Source organism: Roseateles sp. GW821-FHT02E12 (genome assembly GCF_059421665.1).
Genome location: NZ_JBWKVK010000004.1, coordinates 457,902 through 481,038 on the forward strand (window position 1 = coordinate 457,902; position 23,137 = coordinate 481,038).

16 protein-coding genes are annotated in these 23,137 nt (G+C 66.0%); 1 reads left to right on the forward strand and 15 read right to left on the reverse strand.

Going from position 1 to position 23,137, the window contains the following annotated elements; genetic code table 11:
* Positions 1–33: 33 nt before the first annotated feature.
* The 12 genes from AC07V5_RS24885 to AC07V5_RS24940 all read right to left on the reverse strand — a co-directional run bounded on the left by AC07V5_RS24885 (position 34) and on the right by AC07V5_RS24940 (position 14,098).
* On the reverse strand, positions 34–987 hold the full coding sequence (locus AC07V5_RS24885) for a LysR family transcriptional regulator (RefSeq protein WP_495118415.1): 954 nt from the start codon (positions 985–987) through the stop codon (positions 34–36).
* Positions 984–1,754 (reverse strand): SDR family oxidoreductase, encoded by a 771-nt coding sequence (locus tag AC07V5_RS24890; protein WP_495118416.1) that lies wholly within the window; start codon positions 1,752–1,754, stop codon positions 984–986. The genes AC07V5_RS24885 and AC07V5_RS24890 overlap by 4 nt, the downstream gene beginning before the upstream one ends.
* Positions 1,751–2,911 (reverse strand): glycoside hydrolase family 53 protein, encoded by a 1,161-nt coding sequence (locus tag AC07V5_RS24895; protein WP_495118417.1) that lies wholly within the window; start codon positions 2,909–2,911, stop codon positions 1,751–1,753. The genes AC07V5_RS24890 and AC07V5_RS24895 overlap by 4 nt, the downstream gene beginning before the upstream one ends.
* Positions 2,904–3,884, reverse strand: a complete 981-nt coding sequence (gene araH / locus AC07V5_RS24900; protein ID WP_495118418.1) for an L-arabinose ABC transporter permease AraH — start codon at positions 3,882–3,884, stop codon at positions 2,904–2,906. Before araH ends, AC07V5_RS24895 begins: the two co-directional genes overlap by 8 nt.
* Positions 3,885–3,886: 2 nt before the next feature.
* Positions 3,887–5,398 (reverse strand): L-arabinose ABC transporter ATP-binding protein AraG, encoded by a 1,512-nt coding sequence (gene araG / locus AC07V5_RS24905; RefSeq protein ID WP_495118419.1) that lies wholly within the window; start codon positions 5,396–5,398, stop codon positions 3,887–3,889.
* A gap of 1 nt (position 5,399) precedes the next feature.
* Entirely contained in the window at positions 5,400–6,374 is a 975-nt protein-coding gene (locus AC07V5_RS24910) for an arabinose ABC transporter substrate-binding protein (RefSeq protein WP_495118795.1), read from the reverse strand.
* Between the two features lie 19 nt (positions 6,375–6,393).
* Positions 6,394–7,299: an SMP-30/gluconolactonase/LRE family protein gene (locus AC07V5_RS24915; RefSeq protein ID WP_495118420.1), complete on the reverse strand. Its 906-nt coding sequence runs from the start codon at positions 7,297–7,299 to the stop codon at positions 6,394–6,396.
* Between the two features lie 5 nt (positions 7,300–7,304).
* A complete protein-coding gene (locus tag AC07V5_RS24920) occupies positions 7,305–9,701 on the reverse strand; it encodes a beta-galactosidase (RefSeq protein ID WP_495118421.1) in 2,397 nt (798 codons plus the stop codon).
* Between the two features lie 47 nt (positions 9,702–9,748).
* A complete protein-coding gene (locus tag AC07V5_RS24925) occupies positions 9,749–10,366 on the reverse strand; it encodes a 2-dehydro-3-deoxy-6-phosphogalactonate aldolase (RefSeq protein WP_495118422.1) in 618 nt (205 codons plus the stop codon).
* A 1-nt stretch (position 10,367) separates the two neighbouring features.
* Positions 10,368–11,264, reverse strand: a complete 897-nt coding sequence (locus tag AC07V5_RS24930; protein WP_495118423.1) for a 2-dehydro-3-deoxygalactonokinase — start codon at positions 11,262–11,264, stop codon at positions 10,368–10,370.
* Complete coding sequence (dgoD, locus tag AC07V5_RS24935) at positions 11,264–12,412, reverse strand: galactonate dehydratase (protein WP_495118424.1); 1,149 nt, start codon at positions 12,410–12,412, stop codon at positions 11,264–11,266. The genes AC07V5_RS24930 and dgoD overlap by 1 nt, the downstream gene beginning before the upstream one ends.
* 750 nt (positions 12,413–13,162) lie before the next feature.
* Entirely contained in the window at positions 13,163–14,098 is a 936-nt protein-coding gene (locus AC07V5_RS24940; RefSeq protein WP_495118425.1) for a hypothetical protein, read from the reverse strand.
* Between the two features lie 760 nt (positions 14,099–14,858).
* On the opposite strand from AC07V5_RS24940, the gene AC07V5_RS24945 reads away from it, so the two are divergent.
* The gene (locus AC07V5_RS24945) at positions 14,859–15,725 is read left to right on the forward strand and encodes a lysophospholipid acyltransferase family protein (protein ID WP_268153650.1); all 867 of its coding nucleotides are present in this window, start codon (positions 14,859–14,861) and stop codon (positions 15,723–15,725) included.
* Between the two features lie 47 nt (positions 15,726–15,772).
* Here AC07V5_RS24945 and AC07V5_RS24950 read toward each other — a convergent pair whose 3' ends face one another.
* From AC07V5_RS24950 to AC07V5_RS24960, 3 genes are all read right to left on the reverse strand, one after another.
* Positions 15,773–16,900: a HEPN-associated N-terminal domain-containing protein gene (locus AC07V5_RS24950; RefSeq protein ID WP_495118426.1), complete on the reverse strand. Its 1,128-nt coding sequence runs from the start codon at positions 16,898–16,900 to the stop codon at positions 15,773–15,775.
* Positions 16,901–17,138: 238 nt separating this feature from the next.
* The gene (locus tag AC07V5_RS24955; RefSeq protein ID WP_495118427.1) at positions 17,139–18,248 is read right to left on the reverse strand and encodes a Wadjet anti-phage system protein JetD domain-containing protein; all 1,110 of its coding nucleotides are present in this window, start codon (positions 18,246–18,248) and stop codon (positions 17,139–17,141) included.
* On the reverse strand, positions 18,241–23,136 hold the full coding sequence (locus AC07V5_RS24960) for a coiled-coil domain-containing protein (protein WP_495118428.1): 4,896 nt from the start codon (positions 23,134–23,136) through the stop codon (positions 18,241–18,243). The genes AC07V5_RS24955 and AC07V5_RS24960 overlap by 8 nt, the downstream gene beginning before the upstream one ends.
* Position 23,137: the final 1 nt, after the last annotated feature.

Below are 23,137 nucleotides of genomic sequence, written 5' to 3' on the forward strand. Positions count from 1 at the left end.
GAGCCTGGGCAGCCACCGGCAACTGCTACGGCATCACTTGGCCGACAGGCCGCGCCTTGCGGCTTCTTCACGCAAGCAGTTCAGCATCAGCTCGGCACCCGGCGATAGCTGGTGGCCGCGGCGGGTGACGATGCCATAGGCGTCCATGCGCAGGCCGAGGTCGAAGTTCAGCACCGTCAGCAGGCCGGCCTCGAGGTAAGGCTTCACCAGCTCCTCGGGCAAGGCCGACACCATGTCGGACTGGCTCAGCAGGCTGGTCACGACGGGCAGGGACAAGGTCTCGACGGTCTGCTGGGGTTGGTCCAGGCCGGCGGAGAGGAAGAGGGCGGTCAGGCGGTCGCGCAGGATGCTGCCGCCAGGCGGCAGGATCCAGCTCTGGCGGGCCAGTTCCTGCAGGCTCAGGTCACTGCGGCCCGCGAGCGGGTGGCCGGCGCGCACGACGAGGCTGTGGGGTTCGTCGGTCAGTGGCTCGAAGCTCAGGTGCGCGGCGGACTCGCTGTCCAGCACGCGGCCGATGACGAGATCCAGTTCGCCGCTTTGCAGGTGCTGGATCATCGGCTTGCTGGTGTCCACCGTGATGGCGATGTGCACGCGCGGCTGGCGCGCCTTCAGCAGCGTGATGGCGGCGGGCAGCAGCGTGGTGGATGGCGTCAGCACGGCGCCGACGGCGACGCGGCCCGAGAGGCCCGACAGCAGCTCCATGACCTCCTGGTGGCCGGCATCCAGCTCGGCCAGCGCCGCACCGGCGCGGCGGATCATCACCTCGCCATACCAGGTGGGCGCCACGCCGCGCGGCAGGCGCTCGAAGAGCTTCACGCCCAACGCGTGCTCCAGGTCGGCCAGCAGCTTGGAGGCGGCGGGCTGCGTCAGGTTGGCGGCTTGGGCGGCATGCAGGATCGAGCCGTTGCGCCCCAGCTCCACCAGCAGCACGAGCTGGCGGGTTTTCAGGTGGGAGCGGACGAAGCGATCCGAGCGCGGGTCAGTCATTCGTGATAGAGCTGCGAGCGGCCGCCGTCGATGAGGATGTCGGTGGCGTTGATGAAGCGGGCTTCATCGCTGGCGAGGAAAAGGGCAGTGTAGGCAACCTCGATGGGCTCGCCGATGCGCTTCGGGGGCAGCAACTCGACCTGGCGTTTGGCGTCCTCGGGCGAGTTGGCCAGCCATTCAACGACGCGCTCGGACAGGATCAGTCCCGGCGAAATCGAATTCACGCGAACACCGTGCGCCGCGTACTGGATGCCCAGTGCCTTGGTCATGCCGATCAGCGCATGCTTGGCGACCGGGTAGGGGAAGGCGTTGGGGATGATGCGGTGGCCGTGCACGGACGCCACGTTGACGATGCTGCCGCCGCCTTGCTCCAGCATGCCGGGCAGCACGGCGCGGCTGCAGTGCATGGCGCCGTCCAGGTCGACGGCGAAACAACGTTGCCACTGGGCTGTCGTCATCGCCAGCGGCTCGGTGAAGACGTCCATGCCGGCGTTGTTGATCAGCACGTTGATGGTGCCGAAGCGCTCGGCACCGCGGGCAGCCATGGCACGCACGGCGCCTTCGTCGGCGATGTCGGCGGCGATGAAGAGCGCGTTGTCTTCGCCCAGTTCCTGCACCAGGGCCGCGCCCAGCGCCTCGTCGGCCGCCAGTCCGTTGAGGATGACCTTGGCGCCCTCGGCGACGAAGAGGCGGGCGATGGCCTTGCCGATGCCCTGGGTGGAGCCGGTCACCAGCGCGACCTTGCCTTGTAGACGGAGAGAACTCATTGCGTGTACTGCTTCCAGATATCGAGCACGGGCAGGGCCTTGCCCTGGAAGTCGAAGAGGGTGGTGTTGGAGACGACGTTGGGGCCGGGCTGGCCCGTGCCCTCCTTCAGCGCCCAGCCAACCTTGGGGTTGGCGATCATGATGGGGTCCCAGTAGAGGACGCCGAGAACGCGCGGCGTGGACTTCATCGCGCCCAACAGTTCGGCCATGAAGTCGCGCTGGCCCTCGGGGCTGCTCATGCTGGCCGGGTAGGGGCCGTTGTGCTCCAGCTGGCCGGGCCAGCCGTCATGGCGCGTGGGCGAGAAATTGAAGCCGGCCTCCATGATCAGGATGTCGCTGTCGTAGCGCTTGGCGACGGTCTCGCAGAACGTGGCGAGCTGGCTGACGTTCTTCTTGGTCCAGAACGGGTAGTAGGACGAGCCGATGACGTCCCACTTCACGCCTTGCTTCCTGGCGTTGTCGAACCAGTCGAAGTACTTGGCCTCGTTGCCGCCGTCGTCCAGGTGCAGCACGACGCGCGATGTCGGGCTCACGGCCTTCACCGCCGCGTAGCCCACCTTCAGCAGAGCGCCCAGCAACGGCCAGACCTTGGTACTGCCGTAGGGGTAGAGCATGCCGTGCTCGATCTCGTTGCCCAGCGACACGAACTCGGGTGGCGTGCCCTGGTCCACCAGCGCCTGCATGACCTCGCGGGTGCGCTGTTCGACCAGCACGAGCAGGCGCTTGAAGCGGGCCGTGTTGTCGGGCAGCTGCCTCAGCTCCGCGCGCCAGGCGGTGGGCGGCTCCTGCGTCTTGGAATTGGTCCAGAAGTCGCTGTAGTGGAAGCTGAACTGGATCTGCATGCCCTGCGCCTTGGCGCGGCGCGACAGCGCCAGCACGTCGGGCAGGTCCATGGAGCCCTCGGGCCAGTACCAGCCGTCGTTGCCGGTACCCGGCCCGGTCTTGTCGTAAAGGCGGATGCGCGCGATGCTGTGGCCGTAGCGCTTCAGGAGGGCCAGGCAGTCGCCCGGCTGGCCGTCGCGGTCCTTGTAGACGGTGCCGGCGCGTTCCATCCAGGTCAGCGCGGAGATGTCGCCGCCGGCCAGGAAAGGCGTGGCGGCCTGCGCTGGCAGGGCAACCGCCAGCGATGAAGCCAGCAGGGTTCGCCGATCAAGCACGGCGTTCGCCTCGGGTCTTGAGTTGGTCCAGCAGCACGGCAGCCAGCAGGATCAGGCCGCGCACCAGGTACTGGTAGAACGCGTCGACGTTCAACAGATTCATGACGTTCTCGACCGTGCCCATGATGAGCACGCCGATGACGACGCCGAAGATGCGCGCCTTGCCGCCCTGCAGCGACACGCCGCCCAGCACGCAGGCCGAGATGACGTCCAGCTCGAAGCCGGTGGCCGCGTTGGGCTGACCGCTGGTGATGCGGGCCGACAGGATGAGCCCGGCCAGGGCCGTAACCACGCCTTGCAGCAGGAAGATCCACACACGCAGCTGCTCGACCTTCACACCCGCCAGCCGTGCGGCCTCGGGGTTGCCGCCGATGGCCAGCGTGTTGCGGCCGAACACCGTGTGGTTGAGCAGCACACCGAAGACGAGGAAGCACAGCGCCGTCATCCAGATCGGCAGCGGCAGGTTCAGGAAGGTGGTGTCGCCGAAGGAGATGAAGCCCTCGTCGGCAATGCCCACCGCCTGGCCCTTGGACACGATGAAGGCCAGGCCGCGCACCATCAGCATGGTGGCCAGCGTGGCGATCAGCGCGTTGACGCGAAGGTAGGCGATCAGCACGCCGTTGCCCGCACCGATCAGCGCGCCGGCCAGCAGCCCGCCGCCGATGGCCAGGCCCACGCTGCCGGTGCGCTCCAGCACCATGGCGCCCAGCACACCAGCGAAGGCGATGGTGGAGCCGACGCTGAGGTCGAAGTCCCGCGAGGCCAGGCACAGCATCATGGTGCAGGCCACCATGCCGATCTGGGCGACCGACAGCAGCAGGCCGATGACGTTGGCCGTGGAGAAGAAGTTCTCGACGGTGAAGGCCAGCACGACGAACAGCAGGCCGTAGCCCAGCGTCATGCTGTGTTCCTTGAGCAGGGCGCGGGACGTGGTGGACATGGAGGGGCGTTGCGTAAGAGTGGTCGTGTTCATGATCAATGCAGGGGCGCGGCAGGCGCTCCGTCCGGTAGGGCCAGGGCGAGCGCGGCGGTCTCGCTGGCGTTGGCGCGGTCCAGCTCGCCGCTGATACGGCCGTCGCGCATGACGATGAGGCGGTCGGTGATGCCCAGCACCTCGGGCAGCTCGCTGGAGATGACGATGACGCAGCAGCCCGTGGCGGCCACGTCGTGGATGATCTTGTAGATCTCGTTCTTGGCACCCACGTCGATGCCACGCGTCGGCTCGTCGAGGATCAGCACCTTCAGCCCCGGCTCGGCCAGCCAGCGCGCAAGGATGACCTTCTGCTGGTTGCCACCCGACAGCAGGCGGATCTCCTGCTCGCGGTTGGGCGTCTTGATGCGCAGCTTCTTGATGAAGTCGTCGGCGCGCTGGGCCTCCTGGCCGTGGCGCAGGAAGATGCCCCCCGCCAGGCCATGCCGGCGGCAGCTGATGTTGATGTTCTCGGCCACCGACGAGTGAGCCAGGATGCCTTGCTCCTTGCGGTCCTCGGGGCACAGCACGATGCCTGCGGCGATGGCCGCCGACGGGCCGGCCGTGGACACCTTCTGGCCATCGAGCAGCACCTCACCGCCACGGCGCGCATCGGCGCCGTAAAGCAGGCGCATCAGCTCGCTGCGGCCGGCACCCACCAGGCCGAAGAAGCCCAGCACCTCGCCGCCGCGCATTGCAAAGCTCAGCGGCTCGGGCAGGCGGGCGCTGTGAAGGCCGCGCGCTTCCAGGCGCATGGGGCCGTGCTGGCGGCTGCGGTAGTCGTAGATGTCCTGCAGCTCGCGGCCGACCATGTCGGAGATGAGGCGTTCGCGCGGCACCTCGGCCATCACCTCGTGCGTGACGATCTTGCGGCCGTCGCGGAAGATGGTGCAGGCGTCGCACAGCTCGTACAGCTCCTCCAGCCGGTGCGAGATGTAGATCAGCGTGCGGCCTTCGGCGCGCAGGCGCTTCACCAGCCGGAACAGGATTTCCGTCTCGCGGTGCGACAGGCTGCTGGTGGGCTCGTCGAAAGCGATGACCTTGGCGTCCTGCATGACGGCCTTGCAGATCTCCACCATCTGGCGCTGGGCGATGGACAGCTCGGACAGGCGCGCGGCCGGGTCCAGGTCGACCCCAATCGCGGCCAGTTGCTCCGCCACCAGCCGGCGTGCGGCCTTGTGGTCGACGAGGCCGAAGCGCGTGGGCAGGCGGCCCAGCAGCACGTTCTCGGCCACCGTCAGCTCGGCCACGTACTGCAGCTCCTGGTGAATGATGGCCACGCCGGCGGCGATGGCGTCACCCGCCGACGTGAAGTGCCGCTCCTGGCCTTCGAGCAGCAGGCGGCCGCCGTCGGGCTTGTACTGGCCGCCGAGGATCTTCAGCAGCGTGCTCTTGCCCGCGCCGTTTTCCCCGAGCAGACCATGCACCTGGCCGGCACGCGCCTCGAAGCTCACCCCGTTCAGCGCCTTGACGCCGGGGAAGTGCTTGCTGATGTTGTCGAACTGCAGGGAAGACATGTCAGAGGCCCATTTGCTTCCGCAACTCAGCCTGGTTCTGGCGCGTCATCAGCGTGCCGGCGGTCAGCGTGACGGGCGGGGGTGCCTTGCCAGCGGTGGCCCATTCGTAGACGAACACGGCGGTCTCGTAGCCATGGCGCTTCGGGCTGATCAGCACCGTGCCGAAGAAGCCGGTGGGCGTGGGCTTGGTGAACTCGTTGAGTGCCGTCTGGCTGCCGCCGATGCCGATGGCCAGCATCGCGTCCTGCTTGATGCCGCGGCCTTCCGCCGCGCGCACGGCGCCGAGAGCCGCTTCATCGTTCAAGCCGAAGGCGACCCATTTCTTGAACTTGGCGTTCTTCGTGAAGGCGATGTTGGCGGCGTTGAAGGCGCTCTCGGTGTCGGTCTTGGCCTGCGGCGCATCGACGACGTTGGCGGCCGGGATGCCGGCGGCCTTCAGCGCGTCTGCGGCGCCCATGGTGCGGTCGCGGCCGGTGGGCAGTTGGTCGAAAGCCACGCGCAGCACGCCAACTTCGTCGAGCTTCCAGCCACGCGCCTTGATTTCAGCCAGCAGACCCTGGCCGACCTGCTTGCCGATCTCGTAACCCGAGATGCCCATGTGCGGGATGTCGGTGATGGGCTTGCCGGCGCCGTCGACGAGTTGGTCGTCCACGGACATGACCTTGAGGTTGTGGCGCTTGGCGGCGCGGTTGATGGCCACACCCAGCTTCACGTCCGGCGCGCAGACGACGAAGCCCACGGCCTTCTGAGCGGCCAGGTTGTCGATGGCAGCCAGCGTCTTCTCGCCGTTGGGGATGCCGATCTTCACGAGCGTGAAGCCCTTCTCCTTGGCGGCTTGTTCGGCAAAGCGCCATTCGTCCTGGAACCAGGGTTCCTCGGCCTGCTTGACGAGGAAGCCGACCTTGACCGGTTCGGCCGCCTGCAGCGCAAAGGGCGTGGCCAGCAGGGCCAGGGCGAGAGCAGCGCGTCTTTGAATCTTCATGGTTGTCTCCTTCTTAGTCTTCAAACAGGGCGTCAGCCACACCTAACGACTTGGGCAGGCGCAGCCCGAACAGGCTGCCGGACAGCGGCTGCGCGGCGAGCGCATCGCGGCCCAGCTCGGCGCGGGCGCTGGTGAGCATCAGTTGATCCATGCCCTCGCCGCCGATGGCGGGGCAGGTGGTGTGGGCGGCCGGGGCGCTGAACGTGCCCATCAGCCGGCCCTCGAGGTCGTAGCGTGCCACACGGCCGGCGCCCCATTGGGCGTTCCACAGGCAGCCTTCGGCGTCGATGACCGAGCCGTCGGGCCAGGCGTCGTCGCGGTCCATCTGCGTGAACGGGCGGATGTTGTCCACCTGGGCCGTCTCGGAGTCGTAGTCGCACTGCTGGATGCGCTGGGTCAGCGTGTCGCAGAAGTACATCGTGCGGCCGTCGAGGCTGAAGCAGGTGCTGTTGGCAATGGCCACCGCCGGCAGGGCCAGGCGGCGCAGGCCGTGCGCCATCGAGTATTGGTAGAAGCTGGCAATCGTCGATTTCGGCCGACGCTCCTTGGCCTCGTTCATCGTGCCGAACACGAAGCGGCCGCTGCGGTCGGTGCGGCCGTCATTGATGCGCGTGCGCGGCTCGGCGGCGTCCACCGGGGCCAGCGTCAGCAACTGGCCCAGTTCCAGGTTCTCACCGAGCGACGCCAGCGCCAGGCGCTTCGCCAGCCCGAGCAGCACGCGGCCGGAGCGGCAGTGGGCGAAGCTGCCCAGCCGGTCCGGCAGGCGGCAGAACTGCGGCCCGGCCGTGCCGGGTTGCCAGGCGAAGAGGGTGGCGGCCTCGATGTCCGTCCACCACCAGCGGCCGCCCTGCCACAGCAGGCCCTCGCCAAGGGTGGCGCTGTGCGGCAGCACGAGGTCGAGGCTGTCGGTCTCAAACATGGAGTTCAGGGCGCGATCGCGACACGGCGGACGGTGAGCAGCCGGGCGCCGCGCAGCTCCGCCACCTGGGTCTGTCCAGCGGCGAAGGCGGGGCGGTGGGCGGCGTCGATGTAGACGGGCGCATCGGCGCGCAGGGGCAGCACGCTGAGCTGCAGTTCGGCGCCCGGCTTCAGCGCGAACTGGCGCAGGCCGATCTGCCAGTGCTGGCCGTTGTAGTACCAGTCGTCCAGCATCCGGGTACCGGCAAAGACGCGGCCGATGTCGCCGACGAAGTCCAGCTCCAGCAGCACGTCCTCGGCCTTGGGTGCCAGCTTTGCGGGCAGCTTCAGCGACCAGGTCGCGGCGGTGGCAAAGGCCTCGGGGATGGGCTGCACGGCGGCATTGGCCAGGCCGCCCTTGAGCACGCGCGGCGCATTGCCGGCCTTGCGAGTGGAGCTGATCTGCAGCGTCGACTGGGCGTTGTCGCCCGCCAGCTCCAGGCGCTGCAGCAGGCCGTCCTGGGTCACCTGCAGGCCCGCCGCACGCGGCTTGGGCAGGGCAGGGAAGATGGCAGCGCGCAGCGCCTGCGGGCCCACGCCGCGCAGTTGCAGCTTGCTGTCGGCCACCCAGGCCTGCTGCTCGCTGAAGACGAGGCGGCGTTGGCCGGCAATCTCCAGCACGTTCAGCTGTTCAACCTGCTCGGGGGCCAGCAGCAGCACGCTCACCGCCCGGCCATTGCTGGTACCGATGCGTTGCAGTTGGTTGGCGTCAGCCTTCAGCGTCTTGATGCCGTCCGGCAAAGCGAACTCGGCGGGGATGCCGGCCGTCGTCGCAAACACGTGGACGACGCCCTGCGCGCCTGCGTCGACCCGCGTGACCGGCTGAGCCGTCGCGTGGCGCAGCTTCACGCCGTCGAGGTCGAGGTTGACGGGCCAGATGAAGTAGGCGCCGTTGGGGATGTCGACCGGCGTGCTGGGCAGCGTGACCGTGCCGCCCGGCAGCTGGATCTCGAAGCGCACGCCGACCTGAGCCGGCATGGCGTACTGGCGCACGTGGTTGTTGAAGAACAGGAAGCCGCGGTCGCCGTTGCTGCGCACGGACCAGCGCGGCGTCTGCAGGTCGGCCGGCGTGGCGGGCGAGCGCTCGGGCTGGCGCACCGTCATCGTGGCCAGCGCCGCGCCGTGTTCGCGCAGGAAGTAGTGGAAGGGGCGCAGCTTGGCCAGCACCGGGCGCTGCTGGCCGTCGGGGCCGAGCGGCGCCTGAAAGTCGTAGCTGATGCGCGGCGTGTCGTTGTAGCCGCCGCTCAGGGAGCTTTCCTCCAGACCCGTGCCGGCAGCGCTGACCGGGTTGCGGCCGCCATGGAACATGTAGTAGCCGAACAGGTTCACGCCCGAACCGATCTGCACCGGCAGCATGGCCGCGATGTCGTCGGGCGACACCAGCGTGCGGCGGCGGTACATGGCCGGCAGGCCGGGGCCGTACTCGGCACCGAGGAAGGGCACTTTGTCCTTGTCGGTTTCGGCCGTGCCGGGCGCATGGGACTGGGTCTGCGCGCCCAGGTCGCCGCTGACGCGGGTGTTGAAGCGGAAGGCGTGCGTCTCCTTGGGCGGCAGCTCCTGCGTGCTCGTCGCCCAAGGCTCGTCCGGGTAGCCGCCGAACACGGGCGTGACCTCGCCGGACGGGTAGACGGTGCCGTCCCAGCCGGTCACGGTGTACAGCGGCACGTCCATGCCGGCCTTCAGCGCCAGTGCCTTGAGCGCGCTGATGTGTTCCTCGCCACGGCCGGGGCCGCGGATGTTGTATTCGTTCTCGATCTGCACGCCGACGACGGGGCCGCCGTCCTTCCACAGCAGGCCCTTGATCTGCGCACCGATCTCGGCGTACAGGCGCTCGACGTGGCCCATGTACTCCGCGTCGTTGCTGCGCACGGGCATCTTGTCGACCACCCAGTCCGGGATGCCGCCGTAGCGGGCTTCACCATGCGCCCACGGGCCCAGCCGCACAACGACCTGCAGGCCCGCGGCCTGGGCCAGCTGCACGAAGCGGCGCAGGTCGTGGTTGCCCTTCCAGTCGAAGCGTCCCTGGCTCTCCTCGTGGTGGTTCCAGAACACGTAGCTGGCAACTATGTCGATACCGGCGGCCTTCATCAGGCGCAGCTGGGCGTCCCATTGCGAGGCCGGCGCGCGGGTGAAGTGGTACTCGCCCATGACCGGCAGCCAGGGCTTGCCGTCGCGCATCAGGTACTGGCTGTTCACAGCCAGCGTGTGGCCCTGGGGCGAGCGGGCCGTGCCGAGCTTGAGGTGGCCGGTCTGCGGCGCGGGGGCATCGGCACGGGCGTCCAGCCTGAGCTGCGTGTCGGCACCAGCGGCCGGGCCGAGTGTGCTCAGCACCAGCCCCGCGCACAGCGAGAGGATGCGGTTCATGGGGTGTCTCCGGATGTTCTTGTTGTGTGCGCCGTTCAGCGGCGCATTCAGTACGTTTGCCAGGCCTGCACGAAGGCCTTGGCGCGCTGGGCCACCTCGGCGGCGGCCAGGCCGGGGCTGTACAGCGCCGAGCCGAGGCCGAAGCCAGAAGCGCCCGCCTTGCGGTAAACGGTCATCGTGTCGGGCGTGATGCCGCCCACGGGCAGCAGGCGCAGCTCCTTGGGCAGCACGGCGCGCATGGCCTTGAGCACAGCGGGCGTGACGAGTTCGGCCGGGAAGAGCTTGAGCGCATCGGCACCGGCCTGCAGCGCGGCGAAGGCTTCGGTCGGCGTGGCAGCACCCGGCACGCAGGCCAGGCCGCGGGCCTTGGCCACGCGGATGACGGCGACGTCGGCATGCGGCATGACGATGAGGCGGCCGCCGGCGATCTGCACGTCGCGCACGGCGTCGGCGCTGAGCACGGTGCCGGCGCCGATCAGTGCGTCGTCGGGCATGCGGCGCGCAAGGCGGCCGATGGAGTCCAGCGCCTGAGGCGAGTTCAGCGGCACCTCGATGACGCGAAAGCCTTCGACGTAAAGGGCGTCGGCGACGGCCTCGACTTCGTCGGGCTTCACGCCGCGCAGGATGGCGACGAGGGGGAGTTGTTGCAGTGCCTGGTCGAGCATGTCAAAGCCCCATGGTTTGCGCCAGCCGCCACAGGCCGGCGGGCGCGGTGTTGTCGAGTTGCAGCGGTGCCGCGAGGCCGAACTGGCCAAGTGCAAGCGCATAGCGCTCGCACAGCGCCGGCTCGCCGATAAGCGCCAGGCGCTCGGGCGCTGAGGCCTTCAGCTCATGGGCGATCTCGTGGCCGATGAGCAGGCCGGAGAGGTAGTCGGGCAGTTGCTCGGCGGGCAGGCGCTTGAAGAGGCCCAGCGTGCGCACGGCGAAGAGCTGGTGGCCTAAGGCGCCGTCCTGGCGTGCGGCGTTGACGCCGGCCAGGAAGGCATCAGGGGAGGGCGCCGCACCGCCGTCCACCGGCATCAGGCGGGCCAGCACCGAGTGCTGGCGCAGCAGCGCGTACAGCTCGCCGGTCATGTGGGTGGCAAACCCCGTCACTCGGCCGGCTTCGACGCGGGCCCATTTCGAGTGCGTGCCGGGCAGCACTAGGCAGGCTTGTTCGGCCAGTTCGGGGTGCAAGGCGAGGGCGCCGACGATCTGCGTCTCCTCGCCGCGCATGACGTCGGGTTGGGCGCCGTCGTGCATCAGGCCGGGCAGGATCCAGAAGCGCGAGTCAACCTGCAGCGCCTGGCGGGCCAGCGCGGCAGCGTCGGCCGGGCAGGGCGCGTAGGGCGCCTCTTTCCAGCCGTGCTGGCTGCCCACCATGCCGCAGGCGAGCTGCGAGAGTTGGGGCCAGTCAGCCGTCACGGCGGCCAGCGCCTGGGCGAAAGCGACGGTGCCGGAGAGCGTCGAGGCGCCCTGCTCGGACTGGCGCGAGGCGAGCACGGCGCCGTCCACGCCGAGCAGGAAGGCACGCAGCCGCGTGCTGCCCCAGTCCAGCGCGATCAGGCGTGCGTCTTCGTTCATCACCATTCGGCGACGCTCCCGTCCGCGTGGCGCCACAGCGGGTTGCGCCAGTCCGGCGCGTTCTTGCTGGCCTCGATGACCTTTTCCTCGTCCACCACCACGCCCAGGCCCGGCTTGGTCAGCGGCTTCATGTAGCCGTTCTCGACGTGGAAGTCTTCCTTGTTCAGCACGTAGTCGAGCAGCTCGCCACCCTGGTTGTAGTGGATGCCCATGCTCTGCTCCTGCAGCACGGCGTTGTGCGAGACGAAGTCCACGTGCAGGCAGGCCGCCAGTGCGATGGGGCCCAGCGGGCAGTGCGGCGCCAGGGCCACGTCGTAGGCCTCGGCCATAGAGGCGATCTTCATGCACTCGGTGATGCCGCCGGCGTGCGACAGGTCGGGCTGCACGATGGCGAGGCCACCGGCCTGGAAGACGCGCTTGAACTCGAAGCGCGAGTACATGCGCTCGCCGGCCGCCAGCGGGATGGCCGTGTGCTGGGCCAGGCGCGCGTAGGTTTCGTCCTGCTCGGCCAGCACGGGCTCTTCAACGAACAGCGGCCGGTAGGGCTCCAGCGCCTTCAGCATGACCTTGGCCATCGGCGCGCCGATGCGGCCATGGAAGTCGATGCCGAACTCGATGTCGTGGCCGAAGGCTTCGCGGATCTCGGCGATGCGGGCGACGGCCTCGTCCACCTTGCGGGCGCTGTCGATAAGGCCCATCTCCTCGGAGCCGTTCATCTTGAAGGTGTCGAAACCGCCTTCGCGCAGCCGCTTGATGTCGCGGATGACGTCGGCCGGGCGGTCGCCACCGACCCAGGAGTACACCTTCATCCTGTCGCGCACCAGGCCGCCCAGCAGTTCGTGGACGGGCGCGCCCAGGGCTTTGCCCTTGATGTCCCAGAGTGCCTGGTCGATGCCGGCAATGGCGCTCATCAGGATGGCGCCACCGCGGTAGAAACCGCCGCGGTACATGACCTGCCAGAGGTCGTTGATGCGGGAGGCGTCCTGGCCGATCAGATAGGGCTCGAACTCATGCACCGCGGCCTCGACGCTGCGCGCCTTGCCTTCGATGACGGGCTCGCCCCAGCCGCTGATGCCGGCGTCGGTATCGATCTTCAGGAACATCCACCTCGGGGCGAGGCGGTACGTCGTCAGCTTGGTGATTCGCATGGGCCGTAACTGGTGCAGGAACGGCCGAAGCTTAGGAGGGGCTGCTAGTTCTGAAATATCGAAATTTCGGCGTTAGCTATGTCAATTTCATATGTCGCACGCGGGATCAGGCAAAACAAAAGGGCTGCAGATGCAGCCCTTAGGTCGGTTGAGTAGCGAGTTCAGTCGCGCTTGGTGGTGATGTCAGCCAGTTGAGCGATGACAGCCACGGTCGAGAGCGTCAGAGCAACGATCAGCAGTTCCATTTGTTTCCCTTTCTTTGTTGATGCAGCGCCATCTTAGGGTTTTTACCTGGATAAACAGGGTTAACCCTATGCATTGCCGGCATGGAACGATGCGGTACCGGTGCGGCAACGCCGGCAACGGTGCTTTGCGTGAAAGATGACCGCAGGCCCTTGGCCTGCCTCCGTCGCGGAATCCCGCAAGCCGCACCACTCCTAGCTGGATGAACCAGATTGCTACCGGTGGCGGCGAGGTCTGCGGCAAGAGGATGCGCAGCAGAGCCGCCTTTACGCTTTAGATGAGGTCACTAGCACCATCGACCAGTCGTCATCAGCCCCGACCAGACCGATGACGAGATGTCGGTGGGCTAGTCGTCCTTCCACTTCGGCTTTGTCAAGCGCGGGCCGAACGACATCCCGTGGATGGTCTCCATGCCTGTGGCCATCGGAATTGGGGCTGCCTCATGAACCGGCGAGACGCCAGCGTGCTCGGCAAACTTCGACGACCGAGCCGTGCCTGGCACAAGTGTCAGTTCGCTGCTTTGGACGGAATGAACTTCGCCTCGTAGGAAGCAATACGAGTATGGCCTTGGCCGCCGAGCGCCCAGAAAAAGCCCTTCTTTGTTTCCATCACCAAGCTGATCTGAATTGTTCCGCCGGTGTTGGCGGGCAAGTTGGTGGAGGGAATGAAATCCTTGCGGTTTTCCAGTTGGATCTTTGTGACGGGAGACCTGGAGCGGAACACAAGGCTGTTGTCTAGGTGCATGATGCCCCAGGCTATTGAGCCTCTCTGGCACGTCATATCAAGTGTCCAGGGGTTTGGGGAATCCTCAATGGACCAGTTAGGGGCCCCAGTCCGAATGAACTCGACTTGGTAGGCGTAGATGGTGCCCTGCTCTTTGAGGTCGTCATCATGGATCAAGCACTCTCTCGATGCCCGCGGCGGCGCATCCTCTGCAAAAACTCTTTTCTCTGCGGCAACGGCTCTCTTCACGAGCAAGTCCAACAGGTCGACTGAGGTTTTCTCTATCTTTTCCTTCTGGGGAAGAGGGACGGCTGCAGGCGCGTTTGAGTCGCGCGGCGTTCTTTTAGCGTCTCTATCCGTACCGTAGGTTCCGCTCAGCAGAAGTGCAGGCGCGGCGATGCCGGCAAACAATGCGTTTCGCAAAGCTCGTTCCTTGGTGGCGCAACACATAACAGCGCCAACGATGAAGTAGATGGCAACGCCTGCCCAAAAACCGGTCGTAGGTAGATCTGCGGTCGTGCTTCCAATCAGAGAGGTCGCCAAACGGGTCAGCGTGGGCAGCGTTCCACCGATGCCTGCGATCAGGACACACAGCCAAAAGGGGTCTGGCACCTCTTGCTGACTGGGTCTACCAGCTTTCGATCCAGGGCCACGTACTGCAGGGCTGCCTTGACCTTCTGCAGAGTCGGTGCCTTCGACAATTGAAGTGGACTTGGGCATCCTTTGCTCCGAAACATTTGTCTAGGCCGTGTCATAGATCCAGAGCCGTGCCGGGGCAAGTCTTGGCGTCGTGGCGCGTCCGCAAAGTGTGGGACGTTCCGAGTTGCGATTGGGCTGCGTGTTGGCTTTTCAGGTGGGCAATAGCCACTGTGTAGCCAGTTGGCTCAGGTCAAGAGCATGTGGCTAGACGCGCTTCCCACTACGTGGCCGGATTCCCATGCAGCAGCCACTTGGCTATGAACTCCCAGCCCGCGAACGCTCACCCCCTGACACAGAATATCGACAATGTGCATTATGTAAAATGACAATTGTTGTTTGGATGGGCTGGATGCCAAGCACCCCGAACTGGCTGGACAACGTGATCCCTGTACCGATGTCCTCCGGCGGAGCCGCCTGATGATGCGCCGTGGGGGCCTTGGATCCGTCGCCCAACGTTTACCGGCGGTGGCCGCCGATATGACAGCAACGTTGGGCGTGGTCGTCCTGTCCAACCTTCACCTACTTGTGGCCGTTTCGCCCAACGTTAGCGTACGGCCCGGTGAGCTGGTTGGCACTGTGGCACAGACCTGTCCTCAGCGCCGGCCCCGTCGTGCAGACCTGCACGCCGTCGGCAGTCCGCACAGCGTTGACCCCCGCTGGCGCACTGAGAACAACGTTGACCACCCATTTCCACGCGGACGGCCGCCTCACACAGCGTTGACCTCCGGTTTTGTGCCGGCTCAGCGCTGATCCGCATCTGCATAGCTACAAGAGTCCTTCAGTGTTCTTCAAAGCGACCGTTGCCTGTGTTTGGCTGTTGAGCTGGCTACCGTTCAAGGCGATTTCGGCCCTGGGCTGGCTCGTTGGCCACCTCATCGCTTCGATCCCGTCCTCCCGGCGCCACATCGGTCGAGTAAACCTCAGACGTTGCCTGCCTGACTGGACTGAGGCCGATCGCACCCGGCTGCTTCGGCGTCATTTCGTCGCCATGGTTCAGATGCTGTTGGAGTACGGGTACTGCTGGTTTGCGTCGCCCGAACGCCTGCGGCGCCTGATGCGCATCGAAGGCCTGGAGCATCTGAAACAGCACGAAGGCAGACCGGTGATTTTGATGATGCCGCACTTCACCGGCTTGGACCTGGCCGGCCTGCGCGTGTCGCTGGAGACGGAACTCGTCAGCATCTACTCGCGCCAAAAGGACCCCTGGCTGGACGAGTTCTTCCGGACCCGCCGGCTGCGGCTGGGTACCGGCATCATCTTTTCGCGACAGCAAGGCACACGCGCCGTCATTCGTGCGCTGAGGGACGGCTACCGGCTGTACTACCTGCCTGACCAGGACTTCGGACACCGAGACTCAGTTTTCGTGCCCTTCTTCGGTGTGAACGCCGCGACCATCACCGGCCTCTCGCGCATGGCCATGGTCGCTGGCGCGGCAGTACTGCCTTGCTACCCAAGGCGCGAGGCTACCGGCTACACCTTGGTTATCGAGCCTGCGCTGGACAACTTCCCGACCAATGACGCAGCTGCGGATGCGGCGCGCATGAATGCCGTCATCGAAGCCCAGATCCGGCGCCAGCCTTATCAATACTTCTGGCTGCACAAGCGCTTCAAGTCGAGACCTCCGGGGGAAGCAGACTTTTATGGTTAGTGCGTCAAGCTACTAGGTCCGGCAGCTCGCTCGCCGCAAAAGCCGCTTCAGCTTTCCGTACTGAACGCTGATGCGCCGTCAAATCTCAACCAAGGGTCCACCTTTCGCCAGTTGGATTCCTGCAAGCCGAGATGCACAGGCTCTGCAAAGAGGACGACGTTCCAGCCCTGCCTATGAACCGTGCTGCCATAGGCGATACCGTCCAGTCGGCCGCCAGGGAAAGCAAAGTCGCGCAGGAACTCGGTCACCACCTGGGACGGCAGATAGTCGATGTGCACGCGCTCATCACGCTCGACCGGCTTCATGACGTCGGCGGCAAAAGCGTGCAGGAATTGAAGCACCAGGCGCCGCTGGCGCCCGACTTCTGAAAACAAGCCCGGGACCGCCGGGAGCTCGCGCAGATCCAGCACCCGAAGAGGCTTCAACGCCAGCCATCTGCCAACGTCGGCGCGCGTTACCCGCGTTTCCATGACCGCCGTTCTGCGGGACGAAGCCACGTAGAGCATGGGGATGCCAGGCGGGTTCATGCGGTTGCTCTGGGTCGCAAACTCGAGAGGCGGCGTGCCGTATTCACTGGCCAGCTCCCGTCGGTCAGACGGCAGATTCGTTCGCGCACGCCAGAGGGACGTGCCCTCCTCTATTTCCCTGACAAGGCCCATCTCCCGGCTTGCGCTTGCGATCGTGGCGAGCAGCGAAGCCGGCGTGTATGAATCGACATCGTCTGATCCGGTGCTGTGGAAAAAGAAGCGGCGCCTGTGCTTCACCGTCTCGCAGAAGCTCTCCCAGCTCGTCAGCAGCGCCTGATCAAGATCCAGGCAGGTCCAATCGTGGTCGCACCATGTCTCATCCGGAAGCGCGTGCAGCAAGGCGTAGAAAAGCTTTCCCTTGTGGTCCCGCGGAAGGGAAAGCGCGATCTCGTCTCTGAGCAGGTCGTAGGTGTCCCACGTGTTGCCCCCGATATAGCCGCCTTCGGCGGTCTCATAGGGCATCTGGTCGACCGCTCGGCCCCAGTACTTTTCAATGCACGCTGTAATGAAGTCGCTGACCCCCTTGAACTCGACGGCCGGCGCATCGATCCTGCCGCAGAAATCACAACGCTGGTGCTCGCCGTTCCGGCTTATCCACGCGCTCAGGTCCTCGTCCTCAAAACACGCTGAGCAGACGTAATCTGGCATTGCTTCTCCCCTCAATTCCCATTGGTTTTCACCAACGGCTCGGTTCTGGCGGCGCTGTGCTACCGCCCTACTCCGGCTGACTGGGCACCGAACCGCCCTACTTCCAAGCCTCGCCGCCCTCCCCCGGCGCCTGGGCGCCCTGCCCCAGCGAGTTCTTGCGTCGGCTGGTCACGACTGCCCGACTTGCATGGCCGCCAGAGGCCGCGATCTTCTCAATTGTTGCGATTCGTGGATGGCCTCAAGCACCGAGCGCCAGACTCGACGCTTCGGCCAAGCCCACATGGGCCAGCGGCTTGTACTGCCTGACGTCAAGGGTCTCCTGATCGACCGCGCGGTCGTTGCAGGCAGCTGCGAGGCCGTCCAGCAAGCTGTCGCCCGCGGGTATCCAGGCCGCTTGCAGCGCCTTGCCGCTGAGCCCAACGTAGGGATGCGAGGACTCGCGCCGAGCGCCCAATGCCCGCATCGGCGCATATAAACCGCTGAGTTCCAGCTGTGGCAAATGCTGCCTCAGGGCCATCGCGATTCGCAGCCCCTCCCGGTCGAGGTCGCCCCAAAAAAACATCCGTGGGTGGCCAAACAGCTGATCCAGGCTGTGCCCGCTTCCAGTGCGGCTCAGCACCTCACATCCCCTGCTCCTCACGCTTTCCAACAACGCCAGGCCAGCACTGCTGTCCGACATCATGTTCAGGCCGTAGCCGTACGCCGCGATCAGGGCCACTTGCGCGTCGAGCCCGGCCTTCACCGCCACCTCGAAGCTGGTCGTGTTTTCGATGAAGAGAACAGCCACGGGCTGCGGTGGGCCAGCGACCACCAGGTATCGAGGCGTCGACGGCAGTCGATCCACCCCCAGCAGCCTCAGCGTGGCCAGCGGCAGGCGGCTCAACACCTTGGAGGAGCCGAGGATGTGCTGCGCGCTCACGCTGAATCCGAACTCGTCCTCCAACGAGGCCGCAGCGCCCCGGATTCGAATCAGTCCCTGGATGACATGGTGCATATCAAGGGCCTCCAGGCCATCGAAGAGCGCATGCGACACCGCCAGGGCGTCGGCGAGTTGAGCGTCGTCCGTGACTGCCGCGAGGGCCTCGCGCCAGGCCGTCTCCGTCGACGATACATCGACCGCGGCGGGGACGACGGTCAGGTAGCCCGCATACGGAATCCCCATCGTGTCGGGCTTGTACGAGACCAACTCGCTCGCCCGCAGCTGTCGCAACGCGTCGTAGACAGAGACCAGGTCCGTCCGAATCGCCTGCGCCGCGCGAGAGGCCACGTCGGCCGCAAGAAGCTTGCGCCCCTTGGGACCCGAGGTCCGACGCAACCACACGAGCAAAGGGCCGACGACATCATCCATCGAGCGCCCCGTTGCCGTTCGGTTGGCGCTTGTGCATGAAGGTGGCCAGACCCATCGAGCCCTCCGGCCGCCCGTCTTCGAACCGGATGTAGCTGCGCCCGCCTTCCGTATCGCGGTTGCCGACGCGCCGGCCAACGACATAGGTCGGGAAGATATTCGAGTTGTTGCGGTACTCGGGGTTGTGGATGAGCCCGATCAGCTGCAGGCTGCTGTCGGCCTCACCCAGCCCCTTGAACGCCTCGTCGATGAGACGACGATCGGTCAGGTTGCTGAAGAGACCGTCGAAGAACAGGACGCGTTGCGATCGGCTGCGCAGCCGCTTCTTGGAGCCGCCACCCAAGTGCCGGCGCACCGCGCATTCCAGGTGGTACTCGGACTCGCGGATGAGCCACAGCATCTGTAGGGCCGACTTCTGTCCTTCGGACATGCCAGGCTGAACCGGCCGCTCCTTGCCTTCCCACATGCCGACATGGATGAACTCGACAGAAGGATCGACGAAGATCCGCTCGATCAGCGCGCGGCGGATGTCGGTGCGGACGTTGTGCTCGCCGACGCTACGGGTCAGCTTCTGCCGGTCCTTGGCCTCGCGCTTGCGGCCCTCTATGTGATCGCGCAGGTCTTCCATCAGCTTCTTGATGCTTTCCGTCGCAATGACCTCGGCCTTGATCGTGAAACGGGCTTTCGGGTTGCGCGCCATCACGGCATTCATGGTCACCAGGTTGCCCTTGCAGCTCTCGACCAACCTCGTCAGCGTATCGATGCTCGCCGACTCGATCACTTGGGTCGACTGCTGCAGCTGCTCGAGGTCCGCCTTCTCTGCCTTCAGCTGATCGTGCAGGCGTTCACTGATCTTGGCCAGCTCCGAGAGCTCCGCAGTCGTGTTGGCGGTCTGGATGGCCTCGATCTCGCCTTCTGAGAAGCCACCGCTGGTCGATGCGCGCGCCTTGGTGCAAAACTCGCCGCGGACCCGCTCGAAGTCTGACCTGGCGCGCGTGGCGTGCTTGCGGGCGTCGCCGACCTCCTTGCCGGTGCGAGCGATGTCCATGGCTTCGACCTCTGCGCGAACCACACTGATGGCAGTGCGGTCGAACCGCCCCTGGCCGGGACGCCAGTCCCGCAACTGCCACCGCAGATATTCCATAGCCTGGTAGGCCTCATGGGCCTCCGCAGGCGAGCTGCCGACGTCGCGGCTTCTCAGATCCTCTTCGAACGGCGCCGCGGCATTCCTGCGGTTGCGCAGGAAGAAGGCGAGCTCGTGCAGCGCGTCCGAGGCCAGCTGCGTTTCTGCGATGTCACCCTCCAAGGCTTCTACCTCGCCGCCCAGACGGATCGCTTTGTTGACCGCCTCCGTGCGGCGCGCCTTCGCCTCACCGATCAGACGCTGCAGAGCCGCCTCGTCCTGCCCCTGATGCTGCTTGAAGTCGTGCGCGCGCTGATAGTTGAGCTTCTTCAGCGGATCGAGCGCATCGCGGAGTTCCTCGAGTCCGACCAGGACACGGGCCTGGGTTTCCATGAAGGCCCCATGACCGTCCGCTTCGAACTTCTGTGCCCGCACCAGCCGATCCAGCGTGGTCTGGAACGTAGACATGAAGGCGAGCTCACGAGCGCTGGCCACGATGAAATCGGACTGGCACTTCGCCAACCTTATCGCGCGCGCCGGCATCTCGGCGTCAATCGCCCCGACCTGCTGTTCAAGCAACAACCGCTTGTCGCTCAGCGCCTGGAACGTCTCGTGCCCGCCCGCCAGCACGAACCTGCGCGCGCCATCGTGCGCGACGATCGCCTCCCTCGTGATCAAGGGAGTGATCTCCGCCACCCGCTCCTCCAGCTTGACGAGCTGCCCGGCGAGTTCTTCGATGTCCAGGGTCACCGCGGCCAGGGCTTCATCGCCGCCGGCCTGCACGAACTTCCGGGCGTCCTGGAGAAGTGCCAGGGCTTCGGTGGACACGAGGCGCTTGGATGCTTCGAGCGCCTTCTCCAAAGCCCCGAGCTCGGCCTTGGCAGCACCGGCCTTGGCGACCGAGCCACGCTTCTGGGCGTCCTGGGCGCGCACGGCCTGGCGGTAGGCGTCGGTGTGCGGGGTGAGCGACTCGGCTGCCACCATGGCGGCTTGCCGGTGCCCCTCCTGCTCCTGCCGCTTCCGGGCAAGCGCCTCGCGCTCCTCCGCCAACGCCTGCGGATCAACGATGGCGCGCATCCGCCGGGACTTGGCGCCCGCAAAGAATCCCAGGGATGCCGACGTCGCTGTGTGGTGACCCGGCCCCTGCTTGAGCCGCTCAACCAGCGGATCAAGCAGCAGCACAGGCACGTCATGATCGCCGCGTTGCAGGACGGACAGCGCCGCTTCCGCCTGGTGCATGTCCGCAGCCACGGGAGCATCCAGCAACGGCCCCAGCGCGGCCAGCAGGGGCAGCGCGTCATCCTTCGGCAGATTGAGACCCAGGATCACATCCAGGACACGGCCGACGCGAACGTCCGCCGCCTCAAGGGCGCCATGGGCTGAGGCGTATTCCGCGTTGCCGACCTGTTCGAGGTTGTCGAGCGCCGCCAGCTCGAGGTCCAGCCCTGCGACTAGCGCGCGCGCCTGCCGCGCCCGCTCCAGTGCAGCGGCGTGAGCGGTGTCCGTGTCCCGCAGCCAAACGCCGGGATCCTGTCCCGTTCGCTCCAGGTGCTCCTCCAGACTCTCCGCCAACGGCTGGTGCTGGGCGTACTCCGCCTGGGCGGCGCTCAGCGCCTCCAACAGGGTTTCATGGTGTCGCTGCGGCGATGCGGTCAGCGGGTCGACATCGCCGAAGAACCGCTTGAAGTCGCGCGTGGCGCTTGCAAGGCGCTGCAGCGTCTCCTGGGTCTGCACCTTGGTGCGGCGCTGCCCGTCCCACTGCTGGCGCTTCTGGCCCAGCTGCCGTTGTTCATCCACTGGGGGAGCAACCTTCTGCGGGTCCACCTTGCCGAATATGCCGACAAACGTTTCAAACGCCTCGCGGTGTTCCGACAGCGTGCCGAGCTGCGCCACCGCGCTGGCGATGTCGCGGCGCAATTCGGATGCTGCCTTTGCCCCGTCGTCACACGCTGCCTGCGCGGTCTGCACGTCGGCCGACCGGTTCGCCTTGACGGTTTCGACTGTGGTGCGTTCGGTTTGCAGTTCGGCGATGCGATCTTCGATGCCGATCAGGCCCAGGTCATTGCGAACTTCTTTGAGCTCCACCCACCCGCCCGACAGTTCTCCGACACGCTTGATGTGCTGACTGACGGCATCAGTGCGCACCTTCGTCTGCGTTTCCAGCCAGGCCGGGACAAGTGCCGGGGCATCGTGGAAGTCCTGGGGCAGCAGATGAAGTTTTTCGCAGAACTCCTGGTACGCCCCCTGGTTCTCGCGCCACTCGGTGACCTGCCGCTCCAGGCCTTCCTTCTCGGCGTCTGCGGCCCGTCCGGTGCGCTCCGCTTCGGCGATGTCCTCCTTCAGCGTGCCTTTCCTGCGCGCCAGGCGCCGCACCTCATGGCGGAAGACATTCGTGTCCAGCATGGACCTGGCGAACTCGAACGCCTCGTCCAACACCGCGAGCAGGTCGGATGCGGCTTCCTGACGGCGCGATGCGAGTTCACGCGCCGACGTCAGGTCGTAGTACCGAAGCGCCTTGCGCTGGCCGCCACGGCCCTCGGAATCTTTGATATCACAATACAAATCAACAACTTGCGAGCTGACCGAGTGGGTTGCAACGGCGCCCTTGGTGGCTGTGACCCGACCGGCGAGCTGGTTCAGGTGACCGGTCGGTTGCCCGAGGAGCGCGGCCAGGCCGGAGCTTTCGATCAGCACGCTGCCGTCCTTGTCCAAGACCATGGTCTTCAGGCACTCCCGGATCTTGGCGCTCAGCGAGAACTCTCCCAGGGCGTTGGGGACGCCTGGCACCCTGGAATCTCTGTCGTCGACGAAGCGTGCCAGGAAGGCAGCATCGACGGCCAGGGTCTGCAACTGGGTCTGGTAGGCATTCCAGGCGTGTTCGATCTTGCCGGCAGCGTCCAGTACCGGCCGAAGCTCGGCCTCCAGCGCCTCGCGGCCCTCGAGGTAGGCCTCCTTGCTTTCCACCTGCAGCTTGGCGTCGATGAAGCTGCTCATCGACCTCATGATGGTGTCTTCGACGTTGCGCTCGTCCTCCTCGGCCGACTCTCCCATGACATTCATCAGGAGCTGGGGCGCGACGATCTGGCGGAAGTAGGCTTCGTCGAACCGCTCGCCGGGGCCGGACGTGACCTTGGAGAAGGCCGCCGACGCGTCGCCGGCGCCTTCGCGATGGAACATGACGTTCTGTCTGACCACATCGGGGCTCATGAACGTCCCGACGACCTTGCCCCACTCTGCGGCGGTATTCCAGATGTTCCACTGGCCGCGGATGTTCTTGACTGCGGCTTGCAGAGCGGACGCGGTGGTGAACTCGATGGCGGTGCCATCCATTCGGCAGGCCGGCACGTCCTCCAGAGCGCCCGAGTAGCGGTAGAAGCGCGGGCTGTCGTCATCGCGGTTGGCGCAGACGCCGATCACGAAGGTTTCCGCCGGCGAGTTCTCCGGGTCAGGCGTCATCAGGTCGCGCTGGGTCAGGTCTTGATCGTGGAGGATCGCGAACTCGATGCGGATGTGGGTGGCCACCATGCCGGCCGGAGAGCACCTTTCGAGGAAGCGAGGCTTGAGCACGCGATCCTGGCTCAGCAGGTAGAGAACCGCGTTGGTCAGCGACGTTTTCCCTCCGCCATTGGGGACCTGCACTGCAGTGGACGCGCCACAGAGGTTGATGATGTTGGCTGGCCAGAGCGGACGCCAGTTCGAGACACCCATGCTGGGCACCCACCCCTCACAGAGGTAATTGACAATCTCGATGCGGTTGATGAGCGCCATG

Excerpts from the sequence above, each read along its gene's own strand:
- AC07V5_RS24885 (WP_495118415.1), bottom strand. The coding sequence starts at position 987 with ATGACTGACCCGCGCTCGGATCGCTTCGTCCGCTCCCACCTGAAAACC.
- AC07V5_RS24960 (WP_495118428.1), bottom strand. The coding sequence starts at position 23,136 with ATGGCGCTCATCAACCGCATCGAGATTGTCAATTACCTCTGTGAGGGG.
- araH (WP_495118418.1), bottom strand. The coding sequence starts at position 3,884 with ATGAACACGACCACTCTTACGCAACGCCCCTCCATGTCCACCACGTCC.
- AC07V5_RS24890 (WP_495118416.1), bottom strand. The coding sequence starts at position 1,754 with ATGAGTTCTCTCCGTCTACAAGGCAAGGTCGCGCTGGTGACCGGCTCC.
- AC07V5_RS24955 (WP_495118427.1), bottom strand. The coding sequence starts at position 18,248 with ATGGATGATGTCGTCGGCCCTTTGCTCGTGTGGTTGCGTCGGACCTCG.
- AC07V5_RS24950 (WP_495118426.1), bottom strand. The coding sequence starts at position 16,900 with ATGCCAGATTACGTCTGCTCAGCGTGTTTTGAGGACGAGGACCTGAGC.
- AC07V5_RS24915 (WP_495118420.1), bottom strand. The coding sequence starts at position 7,299 with ATGTTTGAGACCGACAGCCTCGACCTCGTGCTGCCGCACAGCGCCACC.
- AC07V5_RS24940 (WP_495118425.1), bottom strand. The coding sequence starts at position 14,098 with ATGCCCAAGTCCACTTCAATTGTCGAAGGCACCGACTCTGCAGAAGGT.
- araG (WP_495118419.1), bottom strand. The coding sequence starts at position 5,398 with ATGTCTTCCCTGCAGTTCGACAACATCAGCAAGCACTTCCCCGGCGTC.
- AC07V5_RS24925 (WP_495118422.1), bottom strand. The coding sequence starts at position 10,366 with ATGCTCGACCAGGCACTGCAACAACTCCCCCTCGTCGCCATCCTGCGC.
- dgoD (WP_495118424.1), bottom strand. The coding sequence starts at position 12,412 with ATGCGAATCACCAAGCTGACGACGTACCGCCTCGCCCCGAGGTGGATG.
- AC07V5_RS24930 (WP_495118423.1), bottom strand. The coding sequence starts at position 11,264 with ATGAACGAAGACGCACGCCTGATCGCGCTGGACTGGGGCAGCACGCGG.
- AC07V5_RS24920 (WP_495118421.1), bottom strand. The coding sequence starts at position 9,701 with ATGAACCGCATCCTCTCGCTGTGCGCGGGGCTGGTGCTGAGCACACTC.